The sequence below is a fragment of the Nocardia callitridis genome (assembly GCF_039543305.1).
GTDB classification, from domain to species: Bacteria; Actinomycetota; Actinomycetes; order Mycobacteriales; family Mycobacteriaceae; genus Nocardia; species Nocardia callitridis.
The window spans coordinates 24,270-46,866 of the sequence record NZ_BAABJM010000004.1 but is presented as its reverse complement, the minus strand read 5'-3'; the positions used below and the strand labels follow the sequence as shown (position 1 = coordinate 46,866).

General features: G+C 66.4%; 26 protein-coding genes. 6 read left to right on the top strand and 20 right to left on the bottom strand.

What is annotated here, in order from left to right:
- Positions 1 to 193 precede the first annotated feature (193 nt).
- Positions 194 to 820 carry a histone deacetylase gene (locus ABEA50_RS20535; RefSeq protein WP_345497206.1) on the top strand — a complete coding sequence of 209 codons (627 nt, stop codon included), beginning with the start codon at positions 194 to 196 and terminating at the stop codon, positions 818 to 820.
- Between the two features lie 572 nt (positions 821 to 1,392).
- On the opposite strand, the gene ABEA50_RS20530 is transcribed toward ABEA50_RS20535, so the two are convergent.
- The 14 genes from ABEA50_RS20530 to ABEA50_RS20465 form a co-directional block, all read right to left on the bottom strand.
- Positions 1,393 to 2,214, bottom strand: a complete 822-nt coding sequence (locus ABEA50_RS20530) for a YceI family protein (RefSeq protein ID WP_345497205.1) — start codon at positions 2,212 to 2,214, stop codon at positions 1,393 to 1,395.
- Positions 2,211 to 4,835: an MFS transporter gene (locus ABEA50_RS20525; RefSeq protein ID WP_345497204.1), complete on the bottom strand. Its 2,625-nt coding sequence runs from the start codon at positions 4,833 to 4,835 to the stop codon at positions 2,211 to 2,213. Before ABEA50_RS20525 ends, ABEA50_RS20530 begins: the two co-directional genes overlap by 4 nt.
- A gap of 26 nt (positions 4,836 to 4,861) precedes the next feature.
- On the bottom strand, positions 4,862 to 5,341 hold the full coding sequence (locus tag ABEA50_RS20520) for a MarR family winged helix-turn-helix transcriptional regulator (RefSeq protein ID WP_345497203.1): 480 nt from the start codon (positions 5,339 to 5,341) through the stop codon (positions 4,862 to 4,864).
- 446 nt (positions 5,342 to 5,787) lie between these two features.
- Positions 5,788 to 6,666, bottom strand: a complete 879-nt coding sequence (locus ABEA50_RS20515) for a SigB/SigF/SigG family RNA polymerase sigma factor (protein WP_345497202.1) — start codon at positions 6,664 to 6,666, stop codon at positions 5,788 to 5,790.
- Positions 6,663 to 7,136, bottom strand: a complete 474-nt coding sequence (locus tag ABEA50_RS20510) for an ATP-binding protein (protein ID WP_345497201.1) — start codon at positions 7,134 to 7,136, stop codon at positions 6,663 to 6,665. Before ABEA50_RS20510 ends, ABEA50_RS20515 begins: the two co-directional genes overlap by 4 nt.
- A 147-nt stretch (positions 7,137 to 7,283) precedes the next feature.
- A complete protein-coding gene (gene amaP, locus ABEA50_RS20505; RefSeq protein WP_345497200.1) occupies positions 7,284 to 7,859 on the bottom strand; it encodes an alkaline shock response membrane anchor protein AmaP in 576 nt (191 codons plus the stop codon).
- Positions 7,856 to 8,395 (bottom strand): DUF6286 domain-containing protein, encoded by a 540-nt coding sequence (locus ABEA50_RS20500; RefSeq protein ID WP_345497199.1) that lies wholly within the window; start codon positions 8,393 to 8,395, stop codon positions 7,856 to 7,858. The genes amaP and ABEA50_RS20500 overlap by 4 nt, the downstream gene beginning before the upstream one ends.
- Positions 8,392 to 8,775 (bottom strand): Asp23/Gls24 family envelope stress response protein, encoded by a 384-nt coding sequence (locus tag ABEA50_RS20495; protein ID WP_345497198.1) that lies wholly within the window; start codon positions 8,773 to 8,775, stop codon positions 8,392 to 8,394. Before ABEA50_RS20495 ends, ABEA50_RS20500 begins: the two co-directional genes overlap by 4 nt.
- Positions 8,772 to 8,960 (bottom strand): hypothetical protein, encoded by a 189-nt coding sequence (locus ABEA50_RS20490; protein WP_345497197.1) that lies wholly within the window; start codon positions 8,958 to 8,960, stop codon positions 8,772 to 8,774. The genes ABEA50_RS20495 and ABEA50_RS20490 overlap by 4 nt, the downstream gene beginning before the upstream one ends.
- A complete protein-coding gene (locus ABEA50_RS20485) occupies positions 8,960 to 9,460 on the bottom strand; it encodes an Asp23/Gls24 family envelope stress response protein (RefSeq protein WP_345497196.1) in 501 nt (166 codons plus the stop codon). The genes ABEA50_RS20490 and ABEA50_RS20485 overlap by 1 nt, the downstream gene beginning before the upstream one ends.
- A 99-nt stretch (positions 9,461 to 9,559) precedes the next feature.
- Positions 9,560 to 9,877, bottom strand: coding sequence for a hypothetical protein (locus tag ABEA50_RS20480; RefSeq protein WP_345497195.1), 318 nt, complete (start codon positions 9,875 to 9,877; stop codon positions 9,560 to 9,562).
- Positions 9,874 to 10,254 (bottom strand): Asp23/Gls24 family envelope stress response protein, encoded by a 381-nt coding sequence (locus tag ABEA50_RS20475; protein WP_345497194.1) that lies wholly within the window; start codon positions 10,252 to 10,254, stop codon positions 9,874 to 9,876. Before ABEA50_RS20475 ends, ABEA50_RS20480 begins: the two co-directional genes overlap by 4 nt.
- Entirely contained in the window at positions 10,251 to 10,847 is a 597-nt protein-coding gene (locus ABEA50_RS20470) for an anti-sigma factor family protein (RefSeq protein WP_345497193.1), read from the bottom strand. Before ABEA50_RS20470 ends, ABEA50_RS20475 begins: the two co-directional genes overlap by 4 nt.
- Positions 10,838 to 11,410 (bottom strand): RNA polymerase sigma factor, encoded by a 573-nt coding sequence (locus ABEA50_RS20465; protein ID WP_345497192.1) that lies wholly within the window; start codon positions 11,408 to 11,410, stop codon positions 10,838 to 10,840. The genes ABEA50_RS20470 and ABEA50_RS20465 overlap by 10 nt, the downstream gene beginning before the upstream one ends.
- 187 nt (positions 11,411 to 11,597) lie before the next feature.
- Between ABEA50_RS20465 and ABEA50_RS20460 the strand changes: the two genes are divergently transcribed.
- A complete protein-coding gene (locus ABEA50_RS20460; RefSeq protein ID WP_345497191.1) occupies positions 11,598 to 11,834 on the top strand; it encodes a CsbD family protein in 237 nt (78 codons plus the stop codon).
- 95 nt (positions 11,835 to 11,929) lie between these two features.
- The gene (locus ABEA50_RS20455) at positions 11,930 to 12,118 is read left to right on the top strand and encodes a hypothetical protein (RefSeq protein WP_345497190.1); all 189 of its coding nucleotides are present in this window, start codon (positions 11,930 to 11,932) and stop codon (positions 12,116 to 12,118) included.
- Between the two features lie 85 nt (positions 12,119 to 12,203).
- Here the strand turns inward: ABEA50_RS20455 and ABEA50_RS20450 are convergent, their stop codons facing one another.
- Positions 12,204 to 12,566: a winged helix-turn-helix transcriptional regulator gene (locus ABEA50_RS20450; RefSeq protein ID WP_345497189.1), complete on the bottom strand. Its 363-nt coding sequence runs from the start codon at positions 12,564 to 12,566 to the stop codon at positions 12,204 to 12,206.
- Between the two features lie 98 nt (positions 12,567 to 12,664).
- On the opposite strand from ABEA50_RS20450, the gene ABEA50_RS20445 reads away from it, so the two are divergent.
- Positions 12,665 to 13,534, top strand: coding sequence for an alpha/beta hydrolase (locus ABEA50_RS20445; protein WP_345497188.1), 870 nt, complete (start codon positions 12,665 to 12,667; stop codon positions 13,532 to 13,534).
- A gap of 390 nt (positions 13,535 to 13,924) precedes the next feature.
- Here ABEA50_RS20445 and ABEA50_RS20440 read toward each other — a convergent pair whose 3' ends face one another.
- Genes ABEA50_RS20440 through ABEA50_RS20420 form a run of 5 tightly spaced genes read right to left on the bottom strand, consistent with a single transcriptional unit; the run spans position 13,925 to position 19,244 of the window.
- Positions 13,925 to 15,037, bottom strand: coding sequence for an ABC transporter ATP-binding protein (locus tag ABEA50_RS20440; protein ID WP_345497187.1), 1,113 nt, complete (start codon positions 15,035 to 15,037; stop codon positions 13,925 to 13,927).
- A 10-nt stretch (positions 15,038 to 15,047) separates the two neighbouring features.
- The gene (locus ABEA50_RS20435; RefSeq protein WP_345497699.1) at positions 15,048 to 15,869 is read right to left on the bottom strand and encodes a carbohydrate ABC transporter permease; all 822 of its coding nucleotides are present in this window, start codon (positions 15,867 to 15,869) and stop codon (positions 15,048 to 15,050) included.
- A gap of 47 nt (positions 15,870 to 15,916) precedes the next feature.
- Positions 15,917 to 16,876: a carbohydrate ABC transporter permease gene (locus ABEA50_RS20430; RefSeq protein ID WP_345497186.1), complete on the bottom strand. Its 960-nt coding sequence runs from the start codon at positions 16,874 to 16,876 to the stop codon at positions 15,917 to 15,919.
- A gap of 2 nt (positions 16,877 to 16,878) precedes the next feature.
- Positions 16,879 to 18,216, bottom strand: a complete 1,338-nt coding sequence (locus ABEA50_RS20425) for an ABC transporter substrate-binding protein (protein ID WP_345497185.1) — start codon at positions 18,214 to 18,216, stop codon at positions 16,879 to 16,881.
- A 38-nt stretch (positions 18,217 to 18,254) separates the two neighbouring features.
- A complete protein-coding gene (locus ABEA50_RS20420; protein ID WP_425577679.1) occupies positions 18,255 to 19,244 on the bottom strand; it encodes a sugar-binding transcriptional regulator in 990 nt (329 codons plus the stop codon).
- 170 nt (positions 19,245 to 19,414) lie between these two features.
- Between ABEA50_RS20420 and ABEA50_RS20415 the strand changes: the two genes are divergently transcribed.
- Together ABEA50_RS20415 and ABEA50_RS20410 are read left to right on the top strand one after the other, a co-directional pair.
- On the top strand, positions 19,415 to 20,902 hold the full coding sequence (locus ABEA50_RS20415; protein WP_345497183.1) for a mannitol dehydrogenase family protein: 1,488 nt from the start codon (positions 19,415 to 19,417) through the stop codon (positions 20,900 to 20,902).
- 220 nt (positions 20,903 to 21,122) lie between these two features.
- Positions 21,123 to 22,577, top strand: a complete 1,455-nt coding sequence (locus tag ABEA50_RS20410) for a glycosyltransferase 87 family protein (RefSeq protein WP_345497182.1) — start codon at positions 21,123 to 21,125, stop codon at positions 22,575 to 22,577.
- Positions 22,578 to 22,597: the final 20 nt, after the last annotated feature.

The window sequence follows — 22,597 nt, the reverse complement described above, 5'->3', positions numbered from 1 at the left end:
GTTATCTGGCGTCGCCGGGCCAACGAGCCGCACACCTCACCACCCGGCGGCGCCAGATCCGAACGCGACCGCGTCGAAAACATGGTCGCACCAGGCGCTTCGACGGGGGCGGCGCGACAAGCACCGGTCGCCGTCGCCGGATGACGCAACCGAGAAGGCGCACCGACCGGAGCCGACGCACGACAATGAAGCGGTGACAACGACTTTCGACGCGGTCTGGTACGCCGCCTACGGCTCCAACATGCACGGGAGCCGACTGCGCTCGTATCTGGCTGGCGGAACACCCGAGGGCTCGTCGCGCGCGATGATCGGCTGCCGCGATCCCTCCCCTCCCCGCCGCTGGATGCCGATCATGCTGCCCGGCGTGCTGTTCTTCGCCACCGAATCCGTGCTGTGGACAGGCGGGCGCGCCTTCTACGATCCGGACGGGCCAGGCGAAACACCCGCCCGCGCGTATCTGCTGACCGTCGGCCAGTTCTCCGACATCGTGGCGCAGGAGATGTATCGCGACCCCGGCGCCGACCTCGATCTCACCACCGTGGCCACCGAGGGCCGCCAACAGCTCGGTCCTGGGCGATACGAAACGCTGGTCCGTGCTGGGGAATTCGAGGGGCATCCGATACTCACCTGCACCGCCGCGTCGGCCTATGACGCTCTGCCCGGCGTCACCCCTTCGGCACGCTATCTGCGCCACCTCGCCGCGGGCCTCTACGAATCCCACGGCTGGACCACCGCGTCGATCGCCGAATACCTCGCTACCCGACCCGGCGCGCAAGAGCAGTGGACCCCCGAGTCCGTCGCAGCAGCGCTAGCCGGGTAGCCCCGCCGCAGCCGCTCGTCACCATCCTTCCCGGGGCATTGTCGCCGGGTGTGCTTGTTCGCGTCTGCCAGCACAACCGGTGTCCGATCGACACATTCGAGAGCCTGCGGGCCCCGCGCACCTCGTCCGGGTCAGCCGCATGTCACTTGCTGGTCGACGGGATGTCACGGGAGACGCGCCGAACACCCGTTCGGCGCCCTGGGCGCACGGACCGAAAAACGTTCAGCACCGCGCACTACCGAGGAGAACCCGGGTCCGCCGACTACCCGGTGACATCTCCCGACCACCCGCGCGCGTGCTGGGGCAACCATGCCAGGACGGTGCCGAGGAGCGCTCCGGCAAGAAAGGCACCAAGGCCGGGTCGTAGGGAGCTTCCCTATGGGGTCGGCGGCGTGTGTCACCGTGCCGTCGCCGGTGGAATCAGCGTAGATCGCGACCACGATGCGCCGATGCAGGCGTTTGATCACCCTCGCACCGCCCGCACGCTGCCACAGACGAAACCGGCCGCGCACCAACGTCGCCCGCACGGTGCGGACGGCGCTGGTGCGCGGCCGGTGTTGTCGCTGTGTTCGTTACATCGACGGCAACTGTGCGCCCTGCACGACCTCGATGTCGAGGTCGAGCTTGACCGTGGTGCCGATCGCGGCGACGCCCGCACGCACGATCGCGTTGTAATCGATCGCGAAATCGTTGCGGTGCAACAAGGTCTCGGCATGGAACGCGGCACGCACCCCACCCCACGGGTCGGGACCGTAACCGCCATAGGTGACATCGAGTTCGACCTCACGACTTTGGCCGTGCAGGGTGAGCTCGCCGGGCATCACCCAGGTATCCGAGCCGGTGCGCCGAACTCCGCTGGCGGAGAACCCGATCACCGGATAGATGTCGACATCCAAGAACTCCGGGGAACGCAGGTGCTCGTCGCGCATGGAGTTGCCGGTATCGATCCCGCCGGCCTTGATCTCGGCGTGCCCCGTGGTCTGTTCGAACGGCTCGGCGACCAGCAGTTGTCCACTCACCTCGCCGAAACGCGCCTTGATGCTCGCGATTCCGAGATGGCGCGCGGTGGCCATCACCGTCGAGTGCACCGGGTCGATCGTCCACGGTCCCGCGGGCGGCAACGCGATCACATCGGCCGAGGCCGCGAGGGTGATCTCACCGAGCCGCGCCGAACCGGCGGCCGAGACCTGCACGGTCCTGGCGACCGGCTGGAAACCGGTGGCGGTGAGCACCGCGGTGAGCACCCCCGAGGGCAGCGGCTCGGTGGCCACCGCCCCGGTCTCGTCAGCGTTCACCCTGGCGACCTGGTGTCCGGTCAGGTCGGCCACGGTGAGTACGGCGTTGGGTACCGGCCAGCCCTCGGCGGTCCGAATCCGGGCGGTCAGGCCGGTCATGAGCGATCATCCGGGCCGTAGCCCAGTCGCACATCATGGCTGACCTCGCCACCGGACACGACGACCTGGCTGGTCGTGGGCGGGTAACCGCGCGCGACCACCGTGTACTGGCCTTCGGGCAGATCGGTCACCACGTAGTGGCCTTCCTCGTCGGTGCGCGCGGTCGCGGTCAGTTCACCGGCCGCGTCGAGCACCGAGATCTGCACATCCGATACCGCGCGGTCACCCTCGGCCCATGCGGAACCGGCGAGCACCGCCATCGACGACAGCTCGATGTCGTGGCGCAGCAGTCCGGTGTCCGGCACGGTCAGGGTGACCGCGCTCGGGCGCATGTGATCGGCGACCGCGACCAGCGTGTAGGTGCCGGAGACGACACCGTTGCACACGTAGGCGCCGTCACCGCCGGAGATGGCCGCCCCGACCACCTCTCCGCGCAGATCGGTGAGCGTGATGGTCGCGCCGGGCAGCGCTTCGCCGCGCACGGCGCTGCGCACCACACCGGACAACTCGCCGGAGCCGAGCAAGCTGACATCGAGTTCCTGCGGGCGGTTGCCGACCGTCACGTTCACCGCGGCGGGCTGGTGCCCGTTCGCGGAGACGATCAGGACATATCCCCCGGCATCGGGTGCGGTGATGGCGTAGTCGCCGTCGTCGCCACCGGTGGCCCGCCCGACCTGGTGACCGCGCTGGTCGATCAGGGTGAGCGCGGCTCCCGACACGGGCCGCCCGTCTTCGCGATGTACCCGGCCGTGCAGCGAACCACCGAGTTCGTGCGTCGTCTCGGGACCGGTCAGTCCGGCGGAGGCGAGCACCTTCTCGTGCGAGGCCGCGCCGACCTGGTAGGCGCCGTGGTAGCCGTTGGTGTCGGCCGAGGCATGCCGTCCGGCACCAACGAGAACGGGTTCGGGTTCGGGTTCGGGTGCACGCTCCGACAGTGCCGCCTCGGCGCCCTCCCACACCTGGCGTTCGTCCCAGGACGAGGCTTGCGCGGTGGCGAGCTGATCGACATCCGTCGGCTGCTTGACCGGGCTCTGCGCCGCGGTCGGATCATCTTGCAACGGAATCTCTTTCATGAACATCAGGACAATGCAGGCAAGCAACGAGACCCCGGCGGCGGCGTAGAAGACGCCGTGCATCGAGTCGGTGAACCCGACCAGGATCGGTATCCGAATCGCGTCCGGCATCGCGGCGATGCCGCTGGTGTTGCTCTGCAGATTACCGAGTTGACCCGCGTCGAACCCGGCAGGCAGCACGCCGCCGAACGCGTCGAGGATCTTGTTCGGCAGCAGGTTGAACAGAATCGTCAGGAACACCGCGACACCGAGGGTGCCACCCATCTGCCGGAAGAACGTCGCCGACGCGGTGGACACACCCATGTCCTTGCGCGGGCCCGCGTTCTGCGCCGCGATGATCAGCGTCTGCATGCAGCTACCGAGGCCGAGGCCGATGATCAGCGCGTAGGCCAGCGGCTGCCACAGCGGGCTGTCGTAGTGCACCTGCGCGTACATCAGCGCGCCGATCGTGATGATGGCGGTGCCCGCGACCGGCAGCACCTTGTAGCGCCCGGTGGCCTTGGTGATCTGACCGGCGATCTGCGAGCCGACCATGATGCCGAGCACCAGCGGCAGCATCAGCAGACCCGCCTTGGTCGGCGTGTAACCGCGCACGACCTGGAAGTACTGCGGCACCATCGAGATCGCGCCGAACATCGCGACACCGACGATGAAACCGCCCGCGATGGTGATGCTGAACGTCGAACTCTTGAACAGCCGCAGCGGAATCAGCGCCGCGTCCTTCATCAGATGTTCGATGAGGATGAACACCGCGGTGCCAACCACGGCGATCCCGTAACAGATCAACGCGTTGGTGGAACCCCAACCCCACTCCCTGCCCTGCTCGGCGACGATCAGCAGTGGTACGACCGCGACCGCGAGCGCCAGCGCGCCGAACCAGTCGACCTTGTGTTCTTGGCGCTGATGTGGCGTGTTGAGCACCTTGGCGACCACACCGAGCGCGAGCACCCCGATCGGCACGTTGACGAGGAACACCCAGCGCCAGCCGTCGATCCCGAGCAGCGAGTTCAGGTCGGAGAAGAAGCCACCGAGCACCGGCCCGAGCACCGTCGCGATGCCGAAGACCATCATGAAGTAACCCTGGTAGCGCACACGCTCCCTGGCCGGGACGATGTCACCGATGATGGTCATCGCCAACGACATCAGGCCACCGGCGCCCAGGCCCTGGAAGGCGCGGAACCCGGCGAGTTCGTACATCGAGGTGGCGAAGGTACATGCCACCGAGCCGATCACGAACAGGCCGATCGCGAGCAGGTAGAACGGCTTACGCCCGTAGATGTCGGCGAGCTTGCCGTACAGCGGCGTGGTGATGGTGGCCGTGATCAGGTAGGCCGTCGTGGCCCACGCTTGCTCACTGAAGCCGTCCAGGTCGTTGGCGATCTTCACGATCGCCACGCTCACGATGTTCTGGTCGAGAGCGGCCAGGAACATCCCGAGCAACAAGCCCGACAGGATGGTCAGGATCTGCCGATGCGACAGCTGCTGCGAGCCCGCATCGGCGCCCGAACCCGGCGGCGACGCCGGTGCCTGGGTGGTGGAATTCGTCATTGTGATGAGCCCTGTTTCTTATTCGGCTAGCTGACGTGGATTTCGATACCTGTGTTGAGTCGGTCGAGCAGGTCGGCCAGGGTTTCCCGGTCGGCCGTCGGCCAGTCGACCAATACTTCGGCCAGCCACTTGTTGCGTTGTGCGCGGTTCTCTTCGAAGACTCGCACCCCCTCCTCGGTGGGTGCGAGCAAGCTCGCCCGACCGTCGACGGGGTCGGAGCGACGCTCGATGAGCCCGTGCGCGACCAACGATCTGCTCTGCCTACTGATCGTGGAGATCTCGGCGTGCAAGAGCTCGGCCACCTTGCCCGTGCGCAGGGGGCCCTCGTGGACGAGGGTGAACAGCACCGCGTAGGCGAGCCGTTCGATCCCGTCCGGCCCCGATTTGGTCAGCTGGGACTTCGCCCGGTTCAGCGTCCGCATGAACCGAACCAATTCGACGCCGATCCGGTCGGCGTCGGTCAGGTCAGCCGCGGTGACGCTTCGGTCACGGGCAGCAGCGGTCATGATCTCACCCTCGATTTGTCCGACAAACGGCTCAGCCGATCGCGGTCCGAGCCCCAGCACACTTAGTTAACACCTACAACTAGTTGCTTTCGCCAACTATACAACTGGCCGCGGCCCGCGTGCCAAATCCTTTTTCGGTGGTCTACAGCACACCAACGCGAAAAAGATCGTCTCGCGTGGCAGACAACGAAGACGATCGACGAAAACCGACGTGAACCAGCCGAGGTCAGCGAGCGCGACGAGGCCGAAGAACGAATTTACACCCCTCCCCTAGCCGCGACAACAATCCGACAATTCACGCAATTGCCGTAATCATCAGCGCGCCGGGCTGTTTCGCCGCAATCAACGCGGTGTTGTTCGGAGCGCCGTTCTTCGCAGCGCGAAGCAGCGCCCCGTTGGCCGCGACCGCGACGCCGACTCGGGCCGAGGATCGAGGAAAAGCCCGGTCAGGCGGCGCGAGAAGCGGCGCGGCGCGTCCCGTCGGCGCGCGCACGCAAATCGCGCAGCGTCCTGGACAGAATGCGCGACACCTGCATCTGCGAGACGCCGAGGCGGTCGGCGATCTGCGTCTGCGTCTTGGTCTCGAAATACCGCATGATCAGCACCTGACGGTCCCGCTTCGGCAACTCGGCAAGCAACGGGCGAACGGTGATCGCCTGCTCGACCAAGCCGTAACAGGGCTCATCCGCGCCGACGGTCTCGGCGATCGGGGCGAAGGAGGAATCGTCCTCGCGCGTGACGGCATCGATCGATTTGGTCCGGTAGGCATTGGCCGCGACCAGCGCCTGGGTCACCGCGCCGACCTCCAGCCCGAGTTCCTCGGCGATCTCCCTCGCGGTCGGCATCCGACCGGTGCGGTGCGAGAGCCGTTCGGTGGCGGGGCCGATCAGTTGCTGAATCTCCTTGAGCCGCCGTGGAACCCGTAGCGACCACGTGCTGTCGCGGAAGTACCTGCGCACCTCACCCATCACCGTGGGGACCGCGAACGCGACGAACGCGCTACCCCGCGCCACCTCGTACCGGTCCACCGCGAGTACCAGGCCGACCCTGGCGACCTGGTGCAGGTCGTCGAACGATTCCCCACGACCGGCGAACCTGCGCGCGATGTGTTCGGCCAGCGGCAGGCACTCGCGCAGGATCTCGGCACGCAGCCGGGGGCGACGCGGATCGCCCGGATCCAGCGCGGCGAGCTCGGCGAAGACGGGCTCGAGGTTCTCATACCCCTCGGTGTGCCTGCCTCGACCGGCCTTGTCCTGCTGGTCGGTACGCGCGTGTGCGGTGTAGTCGATGGTGTCGTTCCGGTCGGTCGTGAACTCACGTGTCATGCGGATGTTCCTCGTTCCCAACTGAATTCGATAACAGTTGGGTACCCATGTGCCCACGTTTCAAAAGGACCGGTCGAGGATCTGGCCGAAGATGCCAGCATTCTGACCAGTTCCCAGCCCAGCGAATGCCTGCTGAATTCGACCTCGGTCTCGGTGATCGTGCTGGCACGCACTGTCATTCGGTCGTCGCTGTAGGTGAACTCGCACTCCAATGTCGCCCCTGCCACCGCCTCACGGATCAATACCGTGGCAATCTCGTTGACCGCCAAGCGAATGTCGGCCGCGGCGTCCAACGGAAAATCCGCGACCAGGCACACCGTGTCGGTGAGCGCGCGCACCATGGCCAGTTGCGGGACGACGGCGGGCAGGCGAACCCCGACCGTCGCCGCGGTCGCGACGGTGGATGCGCCGAAGTTCGCCGAGATCACCGTCATGGGACCGGCCGCCAATGCGTGCGCGCCGCGCGACATACGGGTTGTCGTTCGGGGTCGAGGGTGCTCGTGGCAGATTCGCTCATCGCTCGTGCCTTTCTCCCGCCGGGGCTGGACAACGACTGGCTACCCAGCTCCGGTGAGTTGAATCAAGGCACGGGCGCGGCCGGCTGGCGGCCGTCGAGCTCAATTCACTCGGGCGACCTTCTTGTCCTCGGTGAACCGCAACTCCATGGTCACCGCAACGGTCTCGACCTCGAGCGCCTCCCGCAATCGGGCGACCGCGTGACTCATGATCCGCTCGCGTAAGGCGGAGACATCGACGGCAGGCTCCGCGGTCACCAACAGATGCAACCGCGGTTGCGTCCGTCGCCCCGAGACCCAGGCCGACGCCGAGCGCACACCCTCGTAACCCTCGACATCGGCGGCCACCGGCTCCGCGGTGGTCGAGGATTCCAACACCGTCGAGCCCGGCCACGCACTGCCCTCGCTGCGCCAGCGCGCGGATTTCGGCATGCGGAACAATTGGGCGAGCAGCCATCGCAGGCACAAAAGCCCCAGCACCACCGCGCCCGCGACGACCGCCCACAACACCCAGGTCGGCGGCGCCTCGGTGCCCGGCACCAGCGTCGAGTGCTCATCGACCCACCACAACCGGCCGTAATGCGCGGCGATAGCGAGACCGCCCGCGACGAGCAGCGCCACTCCCAACAGGCCGATCAGTGTGCGGTTCAGTCCGGCGGGACGATCAGCCCTGCTCATCGCAGCTCTCCTGTCTTCGGCCCGCTCAGCTTCGCGCGGACCCGCCGTATCGAGGGCGGGCCGATCTGCTGGACCCGCTGGGTGAGCGTGTCGCACACGACGTCGGCCAAGCCGTCGTAATCGGTCCGGTCGGAGCGCGCGAACACCTTGATCGACTTGCGGCGCAAGCGAATTCGCGCCGACTCGATCCCGTCGACCTGGTGCGCGGTGCTGCGCAACGCGGTGCGCAGACCCTGACGGCTCACCCCAGCGGACACCTCACCCTCCGGTGCGAGCGCCAACACCACCGGCTTGCCCGGCCACAGTGCCACCAGCAAGAGCACCAGCCCCACCGCCGCCGCGATCGCGCCCACCACGAGTACGACGGTCTGATTCCAGGTCGCACCATGCAACCAGCCAGCGACGGTGTCGTAGGACAGGAACTGACCAGCGCCGACGAGCCGCTGGATCAGCGACACCGCGACCGCGACGCTCAGCGCGAGCAGCACCACCGCGACGAGGGTCGCCAACACCACCCGCCGCGGACGGCGGATCATCGGACCCTGCTCTCGACGACGCGCGTCGGCCCGACGGTGGTCAACGCGGACACCTCGATGTCGATCCGTGCCACGGTCATGCCGGTCAACGCGGCCAGCCGGTCGGCAAGATGAGCACGACACGCCTCGGTGACTCGGTCGACCGGTTTCGGATATTCGATCGGCAACCGCACCTCCAGCACCGCGCGCTGACCCGAGACGTGCGCCTGCACCCGCACGTCCCGGTCGACACCCGCCACCTCGCGCACCACCTGCGCCGCGATCCGCCGCACCGCCTTCGGCGCCACGGTGGTGCTGCCGGGACCGGCCGCGCCGGCGCCCTCGGCATCGGCGGCGCCGAGCCTGGTGAGATCACCGGGATCAGCCGCGACCGCTGTCATCGTCTGCCCTTGCGCTGCGCCGAACGCACGAGTCCGACCACGTCGAGTTCGCCGTCGAGCCACCGGCCGACCAGGAGGCCGACCGCGCCGAAGAGCAGCACGATGGTGAACGCGCCGAACCCACCGAACGCGGCGGCGAATCCGAGCGCGAGACCCGCCACCAGGCTGATCGCTGTGGCGCTCACTACCGGACCCGGCTGCTCGGCGTCGTGTCCTCTTCGGTGTCGTCGTCGCCGGGAATGAAGACGTCGTTGACGTTGATGTTCACCTCGACCACCTCCAGCGCGGTCATCCGCTCGATCGCGGTGATCACATTGCGCCGCACGGCCCTGGCCACCTCGGCGATCGCCACGCCGTATTCGACGACGATCTCCACGTCGACCGCGGCCTGAGTCTCGCCGACCTCGACCGAGACGCCCTGGCCGATGCTGGCCGAAGCGCCGGGGATGCGTTCCCGGATCGCACCGAAGGCGCGGGCCGCACCCCCGCCGAGATCATGCACGCCGCGTACCTCGCGCGCGGCGATACCCGCCACCTTCTGCACAACGATGTCGGCGATCTTGGTGGTGCCCTGCTCGCTGACCAGCGCGCTGTTGACCTTGGCCGGCTGGTTGGCCGAGCCGTTGTTCTCCGTGGTCGGCTTCTTATCGACGGTCGTCTTGTCGGTCGTAGCTGATTCTGTCATCACCACTCCTGATTCCCTTGGGGTACAGCGGATATCGAGCTTTCACAGGTTCGACACGCCAACCGCGGCTGTCGTCACGGTCAGTTCCCTGTGACGTGGCTAACAACCGTGTTTTCGGTCGAAGGCCACGGCGTCCAAATCGGCTACCACCACACGCAATACGGCATCCGCCCAGCGCGTGTCCAGCAGCGCCGCCCGTAATTGGGCGGTGGTCTTCTCCAGCAATGGCGCGAGCGGCAGCGTTTGCGCCACCACCCGTACCTCTACCGATTCCGGGGCCAGGTCCACGGCGAAACCCCGTGCGTCCCATGGCCACCAGTCCGGAGCCTTGGCACCGAGCGGCACCGCGAGGCGCACCCCATCGATGCCCTCGATCGCCTCGATGAGCGCCTGCAGCGCCACACCGTCGGCACTCATCGCGACTCCGGCTCGATGTCGAGGATCGACACCGACACCTCGTCGACGACCTCGCCGGTCTGTTCCCGCACCGCGCGAACGACCTCGCGTTGCACCGCCGCCCCGATCTCGGCGGCTCGGCGCTCACCCGAAATGACCACGTCTACTTGCACACTCAACACACCCGCCAGTGTGCTGCGCACGCGCACACCGTCCGAAGACGCACTCTCGGAATTGGTGACCCGCTGCTTGCCCGCCCGCATCAGGGTCGAGACCAGCCCGCGCACACCGGGTTCCAGCCGCTGTACGCCCGGGGTTGTCGCCGCGGCGCGTGCGGCCACCGCGGCGACCACCGCGGGGCCGATCACGATCTCGGACATCGAACCGGCGGTCGTCATTCCTGGGGTTCCTCCGAATAGGTATCGGCGATCAACAGATCCAGACGCACCAGCACCAGGCCGATCCTGGCACCGAGCGCGGCACGCACTCGCTCACGCACCACGGGCAAGATGTCGTCGAGCACCGTGGTCCCGAACCGTATCGCCAGCGCGAGCTCGACATCGACCAGCGCGCAACCGTCGTCATCGCTCCCGACGGGATGCACGCGGCAGCGCCGCGCCCGCACACCGGCCACGGTGTCGGCGGCGTAGCGCACGACCGCGGCGACCGCCTGTTCGCTGATATCGACCGTGCCGGGCTGGTCGGTCGGCAGCTCGACACTGCGACCGCGCCGTGATTCGGCGCGAACCGCCGACATGATCCTGCCGACCAGATCCGGCGGTGTCGGTTCGGGTTCATCGATGAGTTCCTCGGTGGCCGCGCGTAACGCGCGCAGGCTGTCGCGAGCCGCGGCGCAATGCGGGCAGGTGTTCTCGTGCTCGTCGCCGAGACCGGCTTCGACCGCGTCGAGGCGGTCCCAGACCTGTTCGATCTCCCGGCCGCACGGCAACCGGTAATCCTGTTCGGTGTCTGTCGTGCCGTTCACCGCCATGGTTTCATCACCTCGGACAAATGGGCTCGCGCTCGCGCGATTCTGCCGCGCACCGCCGTTGTTTTCGCCTCGACTATGTCGCCGATCTCCTCGTAGGACAGCCCGTGCACCTCACGCAGCAGCCAGCAGGCTCGCTGCTCCGGCGTGAGTAGTTGCAGTGCGTCGTTGAGCGCCTGCAACTGCGAACTGACCTGCACGGCATGGTCGGGTCTTGTTTCCGTGCGTTGAGATTCGGTGGTGTCGGGGTCGACGTCGGTGCGCGGCCGTCGCGCACGGATGACGTTCAGACAGCGGTTGGTCGTCATGCGATACAACCAGCCGACGAACGCGCTGTCGTCATTGAGTTGGGCCAGCCTGCGCCAGGCATTGAGGAAGACGTCCTGCACCACATCCTCGGCGTCGGCGCGGTCGGCGAGCATCTTGACCGACAGGCGAAACATTTGGCCCTGATATCGGACCACCAACTGCTCGTACGCACGCATGTCGCCGTCGCGCGCGCGGCCGACCAAGGTGTCGTCGTCCGGCACGGAACCGGGTAATTCGGTCGTGGCCGCTCCGGTCATTACTTATGCACCTCCTCCACCACTCACCGCATGACACCCCGAATCGAGAAAGCTCACGGCGACGGCCGCCCATTGTGGCGTGATCGTTATCGCATCGATTCGAGCGTGCGATTTCTTGATCCCGCCGTGTCTTTCCCACAGTGCGCGTCCGAACCAGGACGCGTCGCAAACAGTACGGGAGGTATTGATGTCCACGGGCGACAAGATCAGTAACAAGATCGACGATTTCAGCGGTAAGGCCAAGGAGGCGGCGGGCAAGGCGACCGGCGACGACGACCTGCGCACGGAAGGCAAGACCGACCAGGCAGGCGCCGCCGCGTCGGATGCGGTCGAGAAGATCAAGGGCGCGGTCGGCGACGCGGTCGACAAGACCAAGGACGCGCTGCGCTCGGCTGGCAACGACGAGTCGGCCAAGAATTCCTGACCGAGTCGGGGCGGCAGGTGGTCACTGATCAGCCGCCGCCCCTGCCGGGCCCCGCCGTCCGGCAAGTCCATTGATCACTCACCGATAGGTTCGACATGCCCGACCACCAGCCGACCCGAATCACCGGTTTCGAACCGGGCACCGCGGCGCTCGCGCTGCTCGCGTGGCTCGCGTTCGCCATCGGTGTCGCGGTGTTGTCGCACTCGATCGTTATCACCTGTGTGGCCAGTGCCTTGTTGTTCATCGGACTCGTCCTCGTCTTGCACATCCTGCGCAAGACCTGATCGCGCGGCACCGACTCGCGCAACCGTGTCGACGAGGTGGCGGACGAGACTCGCGGCTCCGCCGACCCGACCGGGCGCCACTGACTCAGCGGTCGATCCGCGGCATGTGGACCTCGGCCCACTCTCGCAGCGCGGCTAGCGGAACCTCCAGCGAGACGCCGAGTTCGGTCAATCCGTAGTGCACGCGCGGAGGCACGGTGGGTTCCACTCTTCGGGCGACCAATCCGTCCGCGACCAGGCCGTGCAGCGTCACCGACAGCATCTTCTGTGAGACGCCGGGTATCCGCCGCCGTAGCTCGGCGAAGCGCACCTCCTGCGGCGCTGCCTCGGCCAACACCTTGACGACCATCGACACCCATTTCGTGCCGATCCGGTCGAGTAATCGTCGGGTCGGACACGCGGGGTCGAACAGGTCGCCGCGTGCCGGCTCGGCGCGGGGGGTGGTCACCTCGACCTCACCACCTTTCTCGAAAGTGCCTTCTTGGCAGCATCCCGTGGATTTCCTACCGTCATCTGGTCACCAATTGTTACCGCATCGGAGGAACCATGCCCACCGCACCCACTCCCCTCGCACTCCGGCGCGTCCGAACCAACGGAATCGAGACCACGGTGGCGACGGCGGGCGCGGGACCCGCGATCCTGCTGCTGCACGGATTTCCGCACACCTGGCAGGTCTGGAACACGGTGATCGGCCCACTCGCCCACCACTTTCGGGTGCTCGCGCCGGACCTGCGCGGGCTCGGCGCCGCCACCCGCGCCGCCGACGGCTACGACAGCGCGAATCTGGCGCTCGACGCGGCGGGCGTCCTCGACGCACTCGGCGAACCGAACGCCGACGTGATCGCGATCGATGCGGGCGTTCCCGCGGCGTTTCTGCTGGCACTGCACCACCCGGAACGCGTGCGCCGCCTGGTGCTCATGGAAGCCACGCTCGGCACACTGCCCGGCGCCGAGGCATTCCACGCGGGCGGCCCACCGTGGTGGTTCGGCTTCCACGCCGTCCCCGATCTCGCCGAAACCGTGCTCATCGGACACGAAGCCGAATACATCGACTGGTTTCTCACCGCGGGCACCCGAGGACACGGCGTACCACCGAACGAACGCTCCGCCTTCCTCGACGCCTACAGCGGCCGAGAGTCGTTGCGCGGCGCCTTCTCCCACTACCGTGCGATGCCGACAACCGCGCACCAGATCGATGCCGCGGTCAGCACCCACCGCCTCACCACGCCCACCACGGCCATCGGCGCGCACCCGGTCGGCGAGTCTCTCGCCTGCCAATTACGGCCCATCACAAACAATCTCACCGAGCACGTCATCCCCGACTGCGGCCACATCATTCCGCTCGACAGACCGGACGCCTTGCTCGAGGCCCTCGCTGACGCACTCGGCGTTCCCCTACGACTCAGCACTCCCTGAGCGCCATCAGCCGTTCGACCAAAACCTGAACCGAAAGTCCGATGACGGCGGATCGAGCAGTCGTCGACTCGGCGGCCCAACCTATCGAAAGACCCGGTGTGCGCTCGTCCCGTAAAAGGGGCCAGTACAGCAAATCCCGGCCTGTACTACAGCCAATCGCTGGGTCTTCTCGCGCAGGGCGAGCTGTCGCTCGCACGACCCGATGGCCCTGTCACCAAAGAGGCGTGCGAGCAGACAACTCGGTACACCGACTCGCTCGGCTACCCCGGGCTCGACGTTTTGTGTCACCGGTAGCTCGATCGTCGCCACGGTCTCGATCGTCGACCGCGAATCCGACAGCGACTACTACGTGGATCTCGACGTGACGATATGGCCGAAGGAATAACCCGCTCAGTCCTTGATCCGCTCGCCGGTCTCCGGATGGAACAGGTGCACCGCCGCACCGTCTTGCACCCGCAGCGACACCGCCTCCGCGAGCTTCGCGGGGGCGCGGGTGGCCGAGCGGACGACGAAGGTGACCGGCTCGCCGTCGAGCCCGGTGACCGGAGAACCCGGCAGCCGCGCGTAGACGTAGGCCTCGTTGCCGAGTTCTTCGACGAGTTCCACCGTGGCGTCGAAACCCGCTCCCTCCCTGTTCAGTTCGAGCTGTTCGGGGCGGATACCCACGGTCACCTCGCGCACACCGGCCGTCGCGAGCGCGTCCAGGGCGGTGCGGGCCAGCGGTATTGTCGCACCGGCGATCTCGGCTCCTTCGGAGTTCAGCACCGCGGTGCACAGATTCATCGACGGTGAGCCGATGAAACCGGCGACGAAGGCGTTCACCGGCCGGTCGTAGAGTTCGGCGGGGGTGCTGAACTGCTGCAATTTACCGTCACGCAGCACGGCGACCCGGTCGCCCATGGTCATGGCCTCCACCTGGTCGTGGGTGACATAGACGGTGGTGGTGCCGAGCCGCCGTTGCAGCGCGGCGATCTGGGTGCGGGTCTGCACGCGCAGTTTGGCGTCGAGGTTGCTCAGCGGCTCATCCATGCAGAACACCCTCGGCTCGCGCACGATCGCGCGGCCCATGGCCACCCGTTGTCGTTGTCCGCCGGACAGTTTCGCGGGTTTACGATCGAGGTAGGGGGTGAGGCCGAGCAGTTCGGCGGCCTCGGCGACGCGGCGTTTACGCTCGGCCACCGGCACTTTCATCATCTTCAGCGCGAAACCCATGTTCTCGCCGACGGTCTTGTTCGGATACAGCGCGTAGTTCTGGAAGACCATCGCGATGTCGCGGTCCTTGGAGGAGACACCGAGCATGTCTTGATCGTCGATGCGGATCGTGCCGCCGTCGATCTCCTCCAGCCCCGCGAGCATCCGCAGCGCGGTCGACTTCCCCGAACCGGAAGGCCCGACGAGCACGACGAATTCGCCGTCGGCGATGTCCAGGTCGAGTGAGTCGACGGCGAGGGTCTGCGCACCGGGGTACACGCAGGACGCCGAATCGTAACGAATGGTGGCCATGTCGATTTCCTTACTTGATGGCGCCGAAGGACAGGCCGCGCACCAGCTTGTTCTGTGCGAGCCAACCGGCAAGGACAACGGGCAGCGCGGCGAGCACGGCCGCGGCCGACAGCCGCGCCCAGTACAACCCCTCGCCGGTGATGAAGCCGACCAGGAACACCGGCATCGTCTGCGCCTGCACGGCGGTCAGATTGACGGCGAAGAAGAATTCGTTCCAGGAGAAGATGACGCAGATCAGCGCGGTCGCGGCGATGCCGGGCGAGACCAGCGGCAGGATCACCTCGCGTACCGCCGTCCACATGCTCGCACCGTCCATGCTCGCGGCCTCGAGCAGCTCACCCGGGACCTCGAGGAAGAACGATCGCATCATCCATACCGCGATCGGCAGGTTCATCGCGGTGTAAAGCACGACCAACGCCCAGATATTGTCCAGCAGGCCGATGTCACCGACGATCACATACAGCGGGACGATCGCCGCGACCACCGGGAGCATCTTGGTGCCGATGAAGAAGAACAGCGCGTCCTGCGTGCGGCGCACCGGGCGCAACGACAGCGCGAAGGCCGCGGGAATGCCCAAGAGCAGCACCAGAATCGTCGACATTCCGGTAGCGAACGTGGAGTTCAGCAGGCTGGTGCCGATCCCACTGTCGAGCACGGCGGCGAACTGGTCCAGGGTGGGGGTGAAGAACAGTTTCGGCGGATCGGTGTAGGCGTCACCCTCCTGTTTGAAGGCGGTGATCACCATCCACAGCACCGGGAAAAAGAAGCCGATGCCGATCACCCAGGCCAGCACACTCCACAGCCACCCGGCGCCGCTGCGCCGTTTACGCATCGGAATGCCCTGCGCCGTCACGGTTTTCTCGCGTGCGGGAGCGCTCATCACGCGGCCTCCTCTTTCCCGGTGAAGGACTTGAACAGCAACCGCAGTGCCAGCGTCGCCACAATGGTGGTGGCGACGACGGTCACCACGCCCATGGCGGCGGCCTGGCCGATATCGAAGCCGAGGAATGCGCGCTGGTAGATGTAGAACGGCAGGTTGGCGCTGGCGATCCCCGGTCCACCCGAGGTCATCATGTACACCGCGTCGAAGGTGTTGACCAGGTAGATCGCGCCGAGTACCGCGCCGAGTTCGATGAATCGACGCAGATGCGGCAGCGTCAGCTCGCGGAAGATCGAGAACGAACTCGCCCCGTCGACGCGCGCGGCTTCCACGATGTCGCGCGGCATCGACTGCAAGCCCGCGAGGATCAACAGCATCATGAACGGCGTCCACTGCCACACCAGATCCGCCATGACCGCGGGCAGCGGAAACTTGCTCACCCAGTCGATCTGGCCCACACCGAACGGGCTCAGCACGAAGTTCACCAGTCCGAACACCGGATCGAGCATGGTGGTCTTCCAGATCAGCGCCGCCGCCACCGGGGTTACCAGGAACGGTGTGATCAGCAGGGTGCGCACGACGCCGCGCCCGAAGAAGGCACGGTCGAGCAGCAGTGCGAGCAGCAGGCCGAGCACCACCGAGATCAGCACCGTGCCGACGATCATGATCACGGTGTTGAGCGCGACTTGCCGAAACTGGCTGTCGCCGAATACATCCGCGTAATTCTGTAGCCCGGTGAAGTGGCGTGATCCCGGCCGCACCAGGTTCCACGACTGGGTGGAGTAGTACAGCGTGAACAGAAACGGCACCTGGGTGACGACGAGCAGGAAGATCAATGCGGGTAGCAGCGGACCTCGGCGACGCCAGCCTTCGGCGCGCGAGATCCGATCGCGGCCCGACGTGCTCGGGGTCGGCGTATCAGGTTCGGAATCCGCTACGGCGGTGAGTGTTTCGGACATGATTACTGGCTCTCCCGATACGACCGGCCGACGACCTCGGCGTACTGCTGCGACTGTTCGAGCGCGTCGCGCACACTGATCTGGCCCGCGACGGCGGCGCTGATCTGCTGACTCACCCTGGTGCCGAGATCCTGGAATTCCGGGATCGTCAGGAACTGAACCCCGGTGTAGGGCACCGGTTTCGTGGTGGAGTGCGCGGGGTCGACCCCCTCGATCGAGGACAGCGTCAATGGACCGTATGCCTTCGACGCCGCCCGGTATTCCGGGATCTGGTAGGTCGAAAGGCGGCTGCCCGGTGGCACGCGCGGCCAGCCGAGTTGTTCACCCACCATCCGCAGATAGGGCTTGCCGGTCATCCAGGAGATGAACTGCCAAGCCTGGTCCTGCTTGTGACTGGCCTTGGGGATGCCGAGCGACCAGGTGTAGAGCCAGCCGGAATTCGGCTTCTGCTCGATCGGTGCGAGCGCGTACCCGATCTTGCCGACCACCTTGCTCGATTCCGGGTCTTCCAGCACCGAGACCGCCGACGTCGCGTCGTACCACATCGCGGTGTTCCCCTGCGAAAGCTGCGTCGCACATTCCCCGAAACCGCTTGTCGCCGCGCCGGGTTCGCCGTGCGCGCGCACCAGGTCCACATAGAACTGTACGGCGCGCTCCACCTCGGGGCTGGTCAGCTGCGCGTGCCAGTCCTCATCGAACCAGCGGCCGCCGAAGGTGTTGATCACGGTGTTCAGCGGGGCGAGCGATTCACCCCAGCCCGGCTTCCCACGCAGGCAGATCCCCGAGCGCCCGGAGACCGGATCATCGAGTTTCGCCGCCGCGTCGGCGACCTGGGACCAGGTGGGTTCCTCGGGTAGGCGCAGACCTGCCTGCTCGAACAGGTCCTTGCGGTACATCAGGAACGACGACTCCCCGTAGAACGGCACCGCGTACATATCGCCCTGATAGGACAGCGATTCCCGCAGCGTGGGAATGAAATCGGCCTCGTCGTACCCCGGCGTCCGCCGTGCGTAGTCCGAGAGGTTCACCAGCCACCCGTTGTGCGCCCACTGTGGCGTCTCGTAATTGCTGATCATCACCACGTCGAACTCGCCGCCGCCGGTGGCGACCGACGCGGTGATCTTGGCGCGGGCCTCGTTCTCCGACAGCGACACGAATTTCAGTTTGGTGCCGGGGTTTTCGCGTTCGAACGCACCCGAGAGCGCGATCGCGTCCTGCATCTGCGAATTCGAGACCATCGCGATGGTCACGGTCTTGCCTCCGGCACCGAACGATCCGGCGCCCGCGCAGCCGGAGAGCCCGAGCACTGCCGAGACGGCCAGCGCGAGGATCGGTTTCACAAACCTCCCGCGCGAGCCAGGGATGGACTTCAGCGGCTTCACAGGGCAGCACCCTCTTTCTGTTCCAACAACCACCGGGCGCAGTCGATATCGGTGACGAGGATCTTGGCCAAACCACCGCGCAGCACCGCGAGCACGGCTTCGTGTTTCTCCCGGCCGCCGGAGATCAGCACCGAGGCCGCGCAGGCGCGGATCGCATCCAACTCCACCGAGACCGTCCGTGCGGCAAGCGATCCCGGCACATCGGTGCCGTCGGCGCGAAAGAACCGGCCACCGATCTCGCCGACCGCGCCGAGGCCGCGCAGCTCGTCCAGGATCGCGGTGTCCAGATAACTTCCCTCGAACAGCGTGGTGGCCTTGGATACCGTGCCGACGCCGAACATCATGACGTCCGCGTCGCGACCGAGCGCGATCGCTCGACCGAGCACCGAATCCTGCACCAGCGCGGTAACAGTCGCGGAATCGGCGTAGAGCGGGGCATGCAGTCGCACCGGCGTGGCCTGCAACTGTCTGGCGCACCGACCGAGGGTGTAATCGACACCGGTTTCGTAGTCACCGGAGGTCATCGAGCCGTCCAGTTGCACCACCCGTGCGCAGCGTGCTGCCCTGGTACGCAATTCGCGTGCGACGGCACTGGTTTCGGGGCCCCAGGTGAATCCGAGCGTGTCGTCGGCGCGCAACCTGCGGGTGAGCGCGCCGACCGCGGACCGCGCCAGCGGCACCATGCCGTAGGGCGAGCCGTCGGGCACGTCGCCGAGCACCACCGCCTCGGTGATGCCGAAGACCGACTCCAGCTCACCCTCGATGTCGGTATGCACCGCCGAGCGCAGCTCCTCGGGAACACTGATCTCGATCCGCACCAGGCCCTGCGCCCGCGCCCGCGCGATCAGCCTGCCCGCCGTAGGGCGGGAAACGCCGAGTTTCCCGGCGATCTCGGCTTGCGTCGCGCCCTCCAGGTGGTAGAGCTGCGCGGCACGCAAGGCGAGTCGGACGTCGTCCGGGGTGGCGTGCCGGGCTGGTTCGGTCACCACACGCGCTCCTCATCGAACCGTTTCTCATCGATCCGCTGCACAATCCATGCACTGTGCGCGGATCGGCGGCACAACACATTGCGGTGATCATCTGCTCATCAGGTGACCCGTTGCTCAAAGGAGGCTACCATCGAGATTGTGATCTACACAACACTCGAGGGGTGGATATGACCGGAACCGTGAATGTGCCACTGCGCGAGGCGACGCTGCGCGAACTCGGCCCCGCGCTCGCGGCACCCGACTACGACCGCTCCGAAATCTCGACCGGCATCGTGCATTTCGGTGTCGGCGGTTTCCATCGCGCACACCAGGCCATGTACATCGACCAGCTGTTACGCAACGGCAAGGCACGCGAATGGGGCATTTGTGGCGTCGGCGTCCTGCCCGGCGATCGCCGCATGCGCGACGTACTCGACGCACAGGACGGGCTCTACACCCTGTCCTCGGTCGCGGCCGACGGCAGCTGGAACACCACCGTGATCGGCTCGATCGTCAAGTACCTCTATGCCCCCGACGATCCCGAAGCTGTGCTGGAGAAGCTCGCCGACCCCACCACCCGCATCGTCTCGCTCACCGTCACCGAGGGTGGCTACAACTTCTCCGCGCACACCGGTGAATTCGACGCCGAGGATCCGGCTGTGCGTGCCGATCTCGCACCGGACGCGGTGCCCGCCACCATCTTCGGGCTCGTCATCGAGGCGCTGGTACGCCGAAGGGGCCGTGGCATCCCCCCGTTCACGGTGATGTCGTGCGACAACATCGAAGGCAACGGTCATGTCGCCCGCGACACCTTCTCGGCGTTCGCGCGGCTGCGCGATCCAGAACTCGGCGAATGGGTGCGAACCGAAGTGCGGTTCCCGAATTCCATGGTGGACCGGATCACCCCGGCGACGCCGCCAACGGCCACCGACGAAGTCGCGCGCAGGTACGGCGTCCTCGACGAATGGCCGGTGATCGCCGAGCCGTTCGCCCAGTGGGTGCTGGAAGACTCCTTCAGCCTGGGCAGACCGGACTTCGACGAGGTGGGCGTGCAGCTGGTCGAGGACGTCGCACCGTATGAACTGATGAAGCTGCGCCTGCTCAATGCCAGCCATCAGGCATTGGCCTACTTCGGTTATCTGAGTGGTTATCGTCCGGTGCACGAGGCGGCGCAGAATCCGGACTTCCGCCGAATGTTGTTGCGATACATGAATATCGAGGCGACACCGACTTTACTTCCGGTGCCAGGTGTCGATCTCGACGCCTATAAACAGACACTCATCGAGCGTTTCAGTAATCCCGCCGTCGGCGACACCCTCGCCCGCCTGTGCGCCGAATCCTCCGACCGCATTCCCAAATGGCTGCTTCCCGTAGTCCGCAGCCAACTCGCCGACGGAGGTGAGATCACCTGTGCGGCAGCGATTGTCGCCAGCTGGGCGCGCTATGCCGAGGGTATCGATGAACAGGGAAACCCGATCGATATCGTGGACCGCCTCCGCGACCGCCTCACGCCACTGGCCAAAAGCCAGCGCACCGACCGCACCGCTTTCCTCACCGATCGCGCCGTGTTCGGCGATCTCCTCGACGAGCCGCGATTCGTGGAAGCCTACGTGGCAGCGCTGGATTCGCTCTACGAGCACGGCGCCGCGGCCACGGTCGCCGCGCTGGCGAAGTAGTCGAACGCCACGGCCGAGCCGGTCGATCGCGCGTGTGCGCCGGTCGACTCGCAGGACAGTTCGGCCGCGGCGCGTTCCTCGTGCGATCTCACGATCTACCCGGCGAGATCATGGTGAGATATGCGCGAAGGTGAGTGATAGGGTCCGACTAGTTAGCGTGGTTATCTAGTTGTCGGCGTGTTTGCGACATGTCTTACCTGATGAAGGAAACACAATTTCAATGGCTGTCATCCTGCGGACAGGAGAGCAGCGCGTTGCCGTTGCGGGTACGAAAGCCCCTACACCGCACAAGTTCACGGCTATCAGCTCTGCCATCCTGTTCGCTTGTCTTTCTGTCGGTACTTGGCTGACCTTCCTGCGCCCGAATTGGGCGGTGTTCTGGCATCAGATCGACCTTCAGGTCTATATGTGGGGCGGCGTCGCCGCGGCCTTGCACCCCACCCTCCTTTACGACGGACGCAGCCCCATGGGTTTGCCGTTCCTCTACCCCGTTTTCGCCGCCTGGATCTGCGCCGAACTGGCGCGCATACCGATCGACTACATCGGCACCGGCGTCGTGGTACTCACCCTCGCCGCACTGTGGCTCAGCGTCTGGAGCACCGCCGTGCTCCAGCACCGAAAACGCACCGCCACCACACTCGCGCTCACCATCGCCGTCGCGGCCGCCGCGCTCTGGCTGGAACCCGTCCAACAGACCTTTCGGTTCGGGCAATTGAGCGTGATCCTGATGGCGATGGTGCTGATCGACCTGGCCCTGCCCAAGGGACGCTGGTATCGCGGCATCCTGATCGGCATCGCCACCGGAATCAAGCTCACCCCGGCGGTTTTCGTCGTCTACCTCCTGATCACTCGCCAGTTCAAGGCCGCGGCCGTCGCGTGCGGCGCGTTCGGCGCCACGGTGGCGATCGGCCTGTGGTACCGCCCCGCGCAGGCCTGGCAGTTCTGGACAACGACCATGAGCTCGCAGAACCGCATCGGCTTCGCCTTCGTGCAGAACCAGTCGATCAACGGGGTTTTCGGGCGACTGCAATGGTCGAGCTGGGACGACAACACCCTCGCCTTCCTCGCCTCGGGCGTCCTCGCGATCGCGGGCATGGCGGCGGCGCGCGTGGCCTACCTGCGCGGCGATCAACTCCTCGGCGCCTTGCTCGCCGCCGCGGTAATGCTGCTGGTCTCGCCGATTTCCTGGACGCACTACTGGGTGTGGGTGATTCCGGCCGTGCTGTGGGTGTTCCAGGCGCTGCGCGAACGCCCGCTCGGCGTGCGCATCGCGGTACCGCTGGTGATCTACCTGTTCATGTTCGCCTGGCCCATGCAGATCAGCGCGACCGGTACGTGGGAATCGGACCTACCGCTGATACCCCAGGGTCTGATCTGGTGGGTGCCACAGGCGAACTACCGTGAATTCGCCTGGACGCCTGAGCAATTCCTCCTCGGTAACTCCTACACCCTCGCGGCGATCGGCGCACTGGTGGCAGCGGCGGTCTGGCTGTTGGTGCCACGCCGAACCGCGACCGACTCGACCTCGGCAACCGCGCTTCCCGACGCGGTTGCCGCCGAGACCGCGGGCGACTCCTTGATCGCCAGGGACCTCACCCCCGAAACCGTGACGACCGCAGCCGCTTCGCCCGATCGACCCGAAGAAGAACCGGAGCAGCTACAACCGCAACCGTGAGACATGACACTGCCCTTGGC

Excerpts from the sequence above, each read along its gene's own strand:
- ABEA50_RS20530 (WP_345497205.1), bottom strand. The coding sequence starts at position 2,214 with ATGACCGGCCTGACCGCCCGGATTCGGACCGCCGAGGGCTGGCCGGTA.
- ABEA50_RS20525 (WP_345497204.1), bottom strand. The coding sequence starts at position 4,835 with ATGACGAATTCCACCACCCAGGCACCGGCGTCGCCGCCGGGTTCGGGC.
- ABEA50_RS20520 (WP_345497203.1), bottom strand. The coding sequence starts at position 5,341 with ATGACCGCTGCTGCCCGTGACCGAAGCGTCACCGCGGCTGACCTGACC.
- ABEA50_RS20515 (WP_345497202.1), bottom strand. The coding sequence starts at position 6,666 with ATGACACGTGAGTTCACGACCGACCGGAACGACACCATCGACTACACC.
- ABEA50_RS20510 (WP_345497201.1), bottom strand. The coding sequence starts at position 7,136 with ATGTCGCGCGGCGCGCACGCATTGGCGGCCGGTCCCATGACGGTGATC.
- amaP (WP_345497200.1), bottom strand. The coding sequence starts at position 7,859 with ATGAGCAGGGCTGATCGTCCCGCCGGACTGAACCGCACACTGATCGGC.
- ABEA50_RS20500 (WP_345497199.1), bottom strand. The coding sequence starts at position 8,395 with ATGATCCGCCGTCCGCGGCGGGTGGTGTTGGCGACCCTCGTCGCGGTG.
- ABEA50_RS20495 (WP_345497198.1), bottom strand. The coding sequence starts at position 8,775 with ATGACAGCGGTCGCGGCTGATCCCGGTGATCTCACCAGGCTCGGCGCC.
- ABEA50_RS20485 (WP_345497196.1), bottom strand. The coding sequence starts at position 9,460 with ATGACAGAATCAGCTACGACCGACAAGACGACCGTCGATAAGAAGCCG.
- ABEA50_RS20480 (WP_345497195.1), bottom strand. The coding sequence starts at position 9,877 with ATGAGTGCCGACGGTGTGGCGCTGCAGGCGCTCATCGAGGCGATCGAG.
- ABEA50_RS20475 (WP_345497194.1), bottom strand. The coding sequence starts at position 10,254 with ATGACGACCGCCGGTTCGATGTCCGAGATCGTGATCGGCCCCGCGGTG.
- ABEA50_RS20470 (WP_345497193.1), bottom strand. The coding sequence starts at position 10,847 with ATGGCGGTGAACGGCACGACAGACACCGAACAGGATTACCGGTTGCCG.
- ABEA50_RS20465 (WP_345497192.1), bottom strand. The coding sequence starts at position 11,410 with ATGACCGGAGCGGCCACGACCGAATTACCCGGTTCCGTGCCGGACGAC.
- ABEA50_RS20460 (WP_345497191.1), top strand. The coding sequence starts at position 11,598 with ATGTCCACGGGCGACAAGATCAGTAACAAGATCGACGATTTCAGCGGT.
- ABEA50_RS20455 (WP_345497190.1), top strand. The coding sequence starts at position 11,930 with ATGCCCGACCACCAGCCGACCCGAATCACCGGTTTCGAACCGGGCACC.
- ABEA50_RS20445 (WP_345497188.1), top strand. The coding sequence starts at position 12,665 with ATGCCCACCGCACCCACTCCCCTCGCACTCCGGCGCGTCCGAACCAAC.
- ABEA50_RS20440 (WP_345497187.1), bottom strand. The coding sequence starts at position 15,037 with ATGGCCACCATTCGTTACGATTCGGCGTCCTGCGTGTACCCCGGTGCG.
- ABEA50_RS20435 (WP_345497699.1), bottom strand. The coding sequence starts at position 15,869 with ATGCGTAAACGGCGCAGCGGCGCCGGGTGGCTGTGGAGTGTGCTGGCC.
- ABEA50_RS20430 (WP_345497186.1), bottom strand. The coding sequence starts at position 16,876 with ATGTCCGAAACACTCACCGCCGTAGCGGATTCCGAACCTGATACGCCG.
- ABEA50_RS20415 (WP_345497183.1), top strand. The coding sequence starts at position 19,415 with ATGACCGGAACCGTGAATGTGCCACTGCGCGAGGCGACGCTGCGCGAA.
- ABEA50_RS20410 (WP_345497182.1), top strand. The coding sequence starts at position 21,123 with ATGGCTGTCATCCTGCGGACAGGAGAGCAGCGCGTTGCCGTTGCGGGT.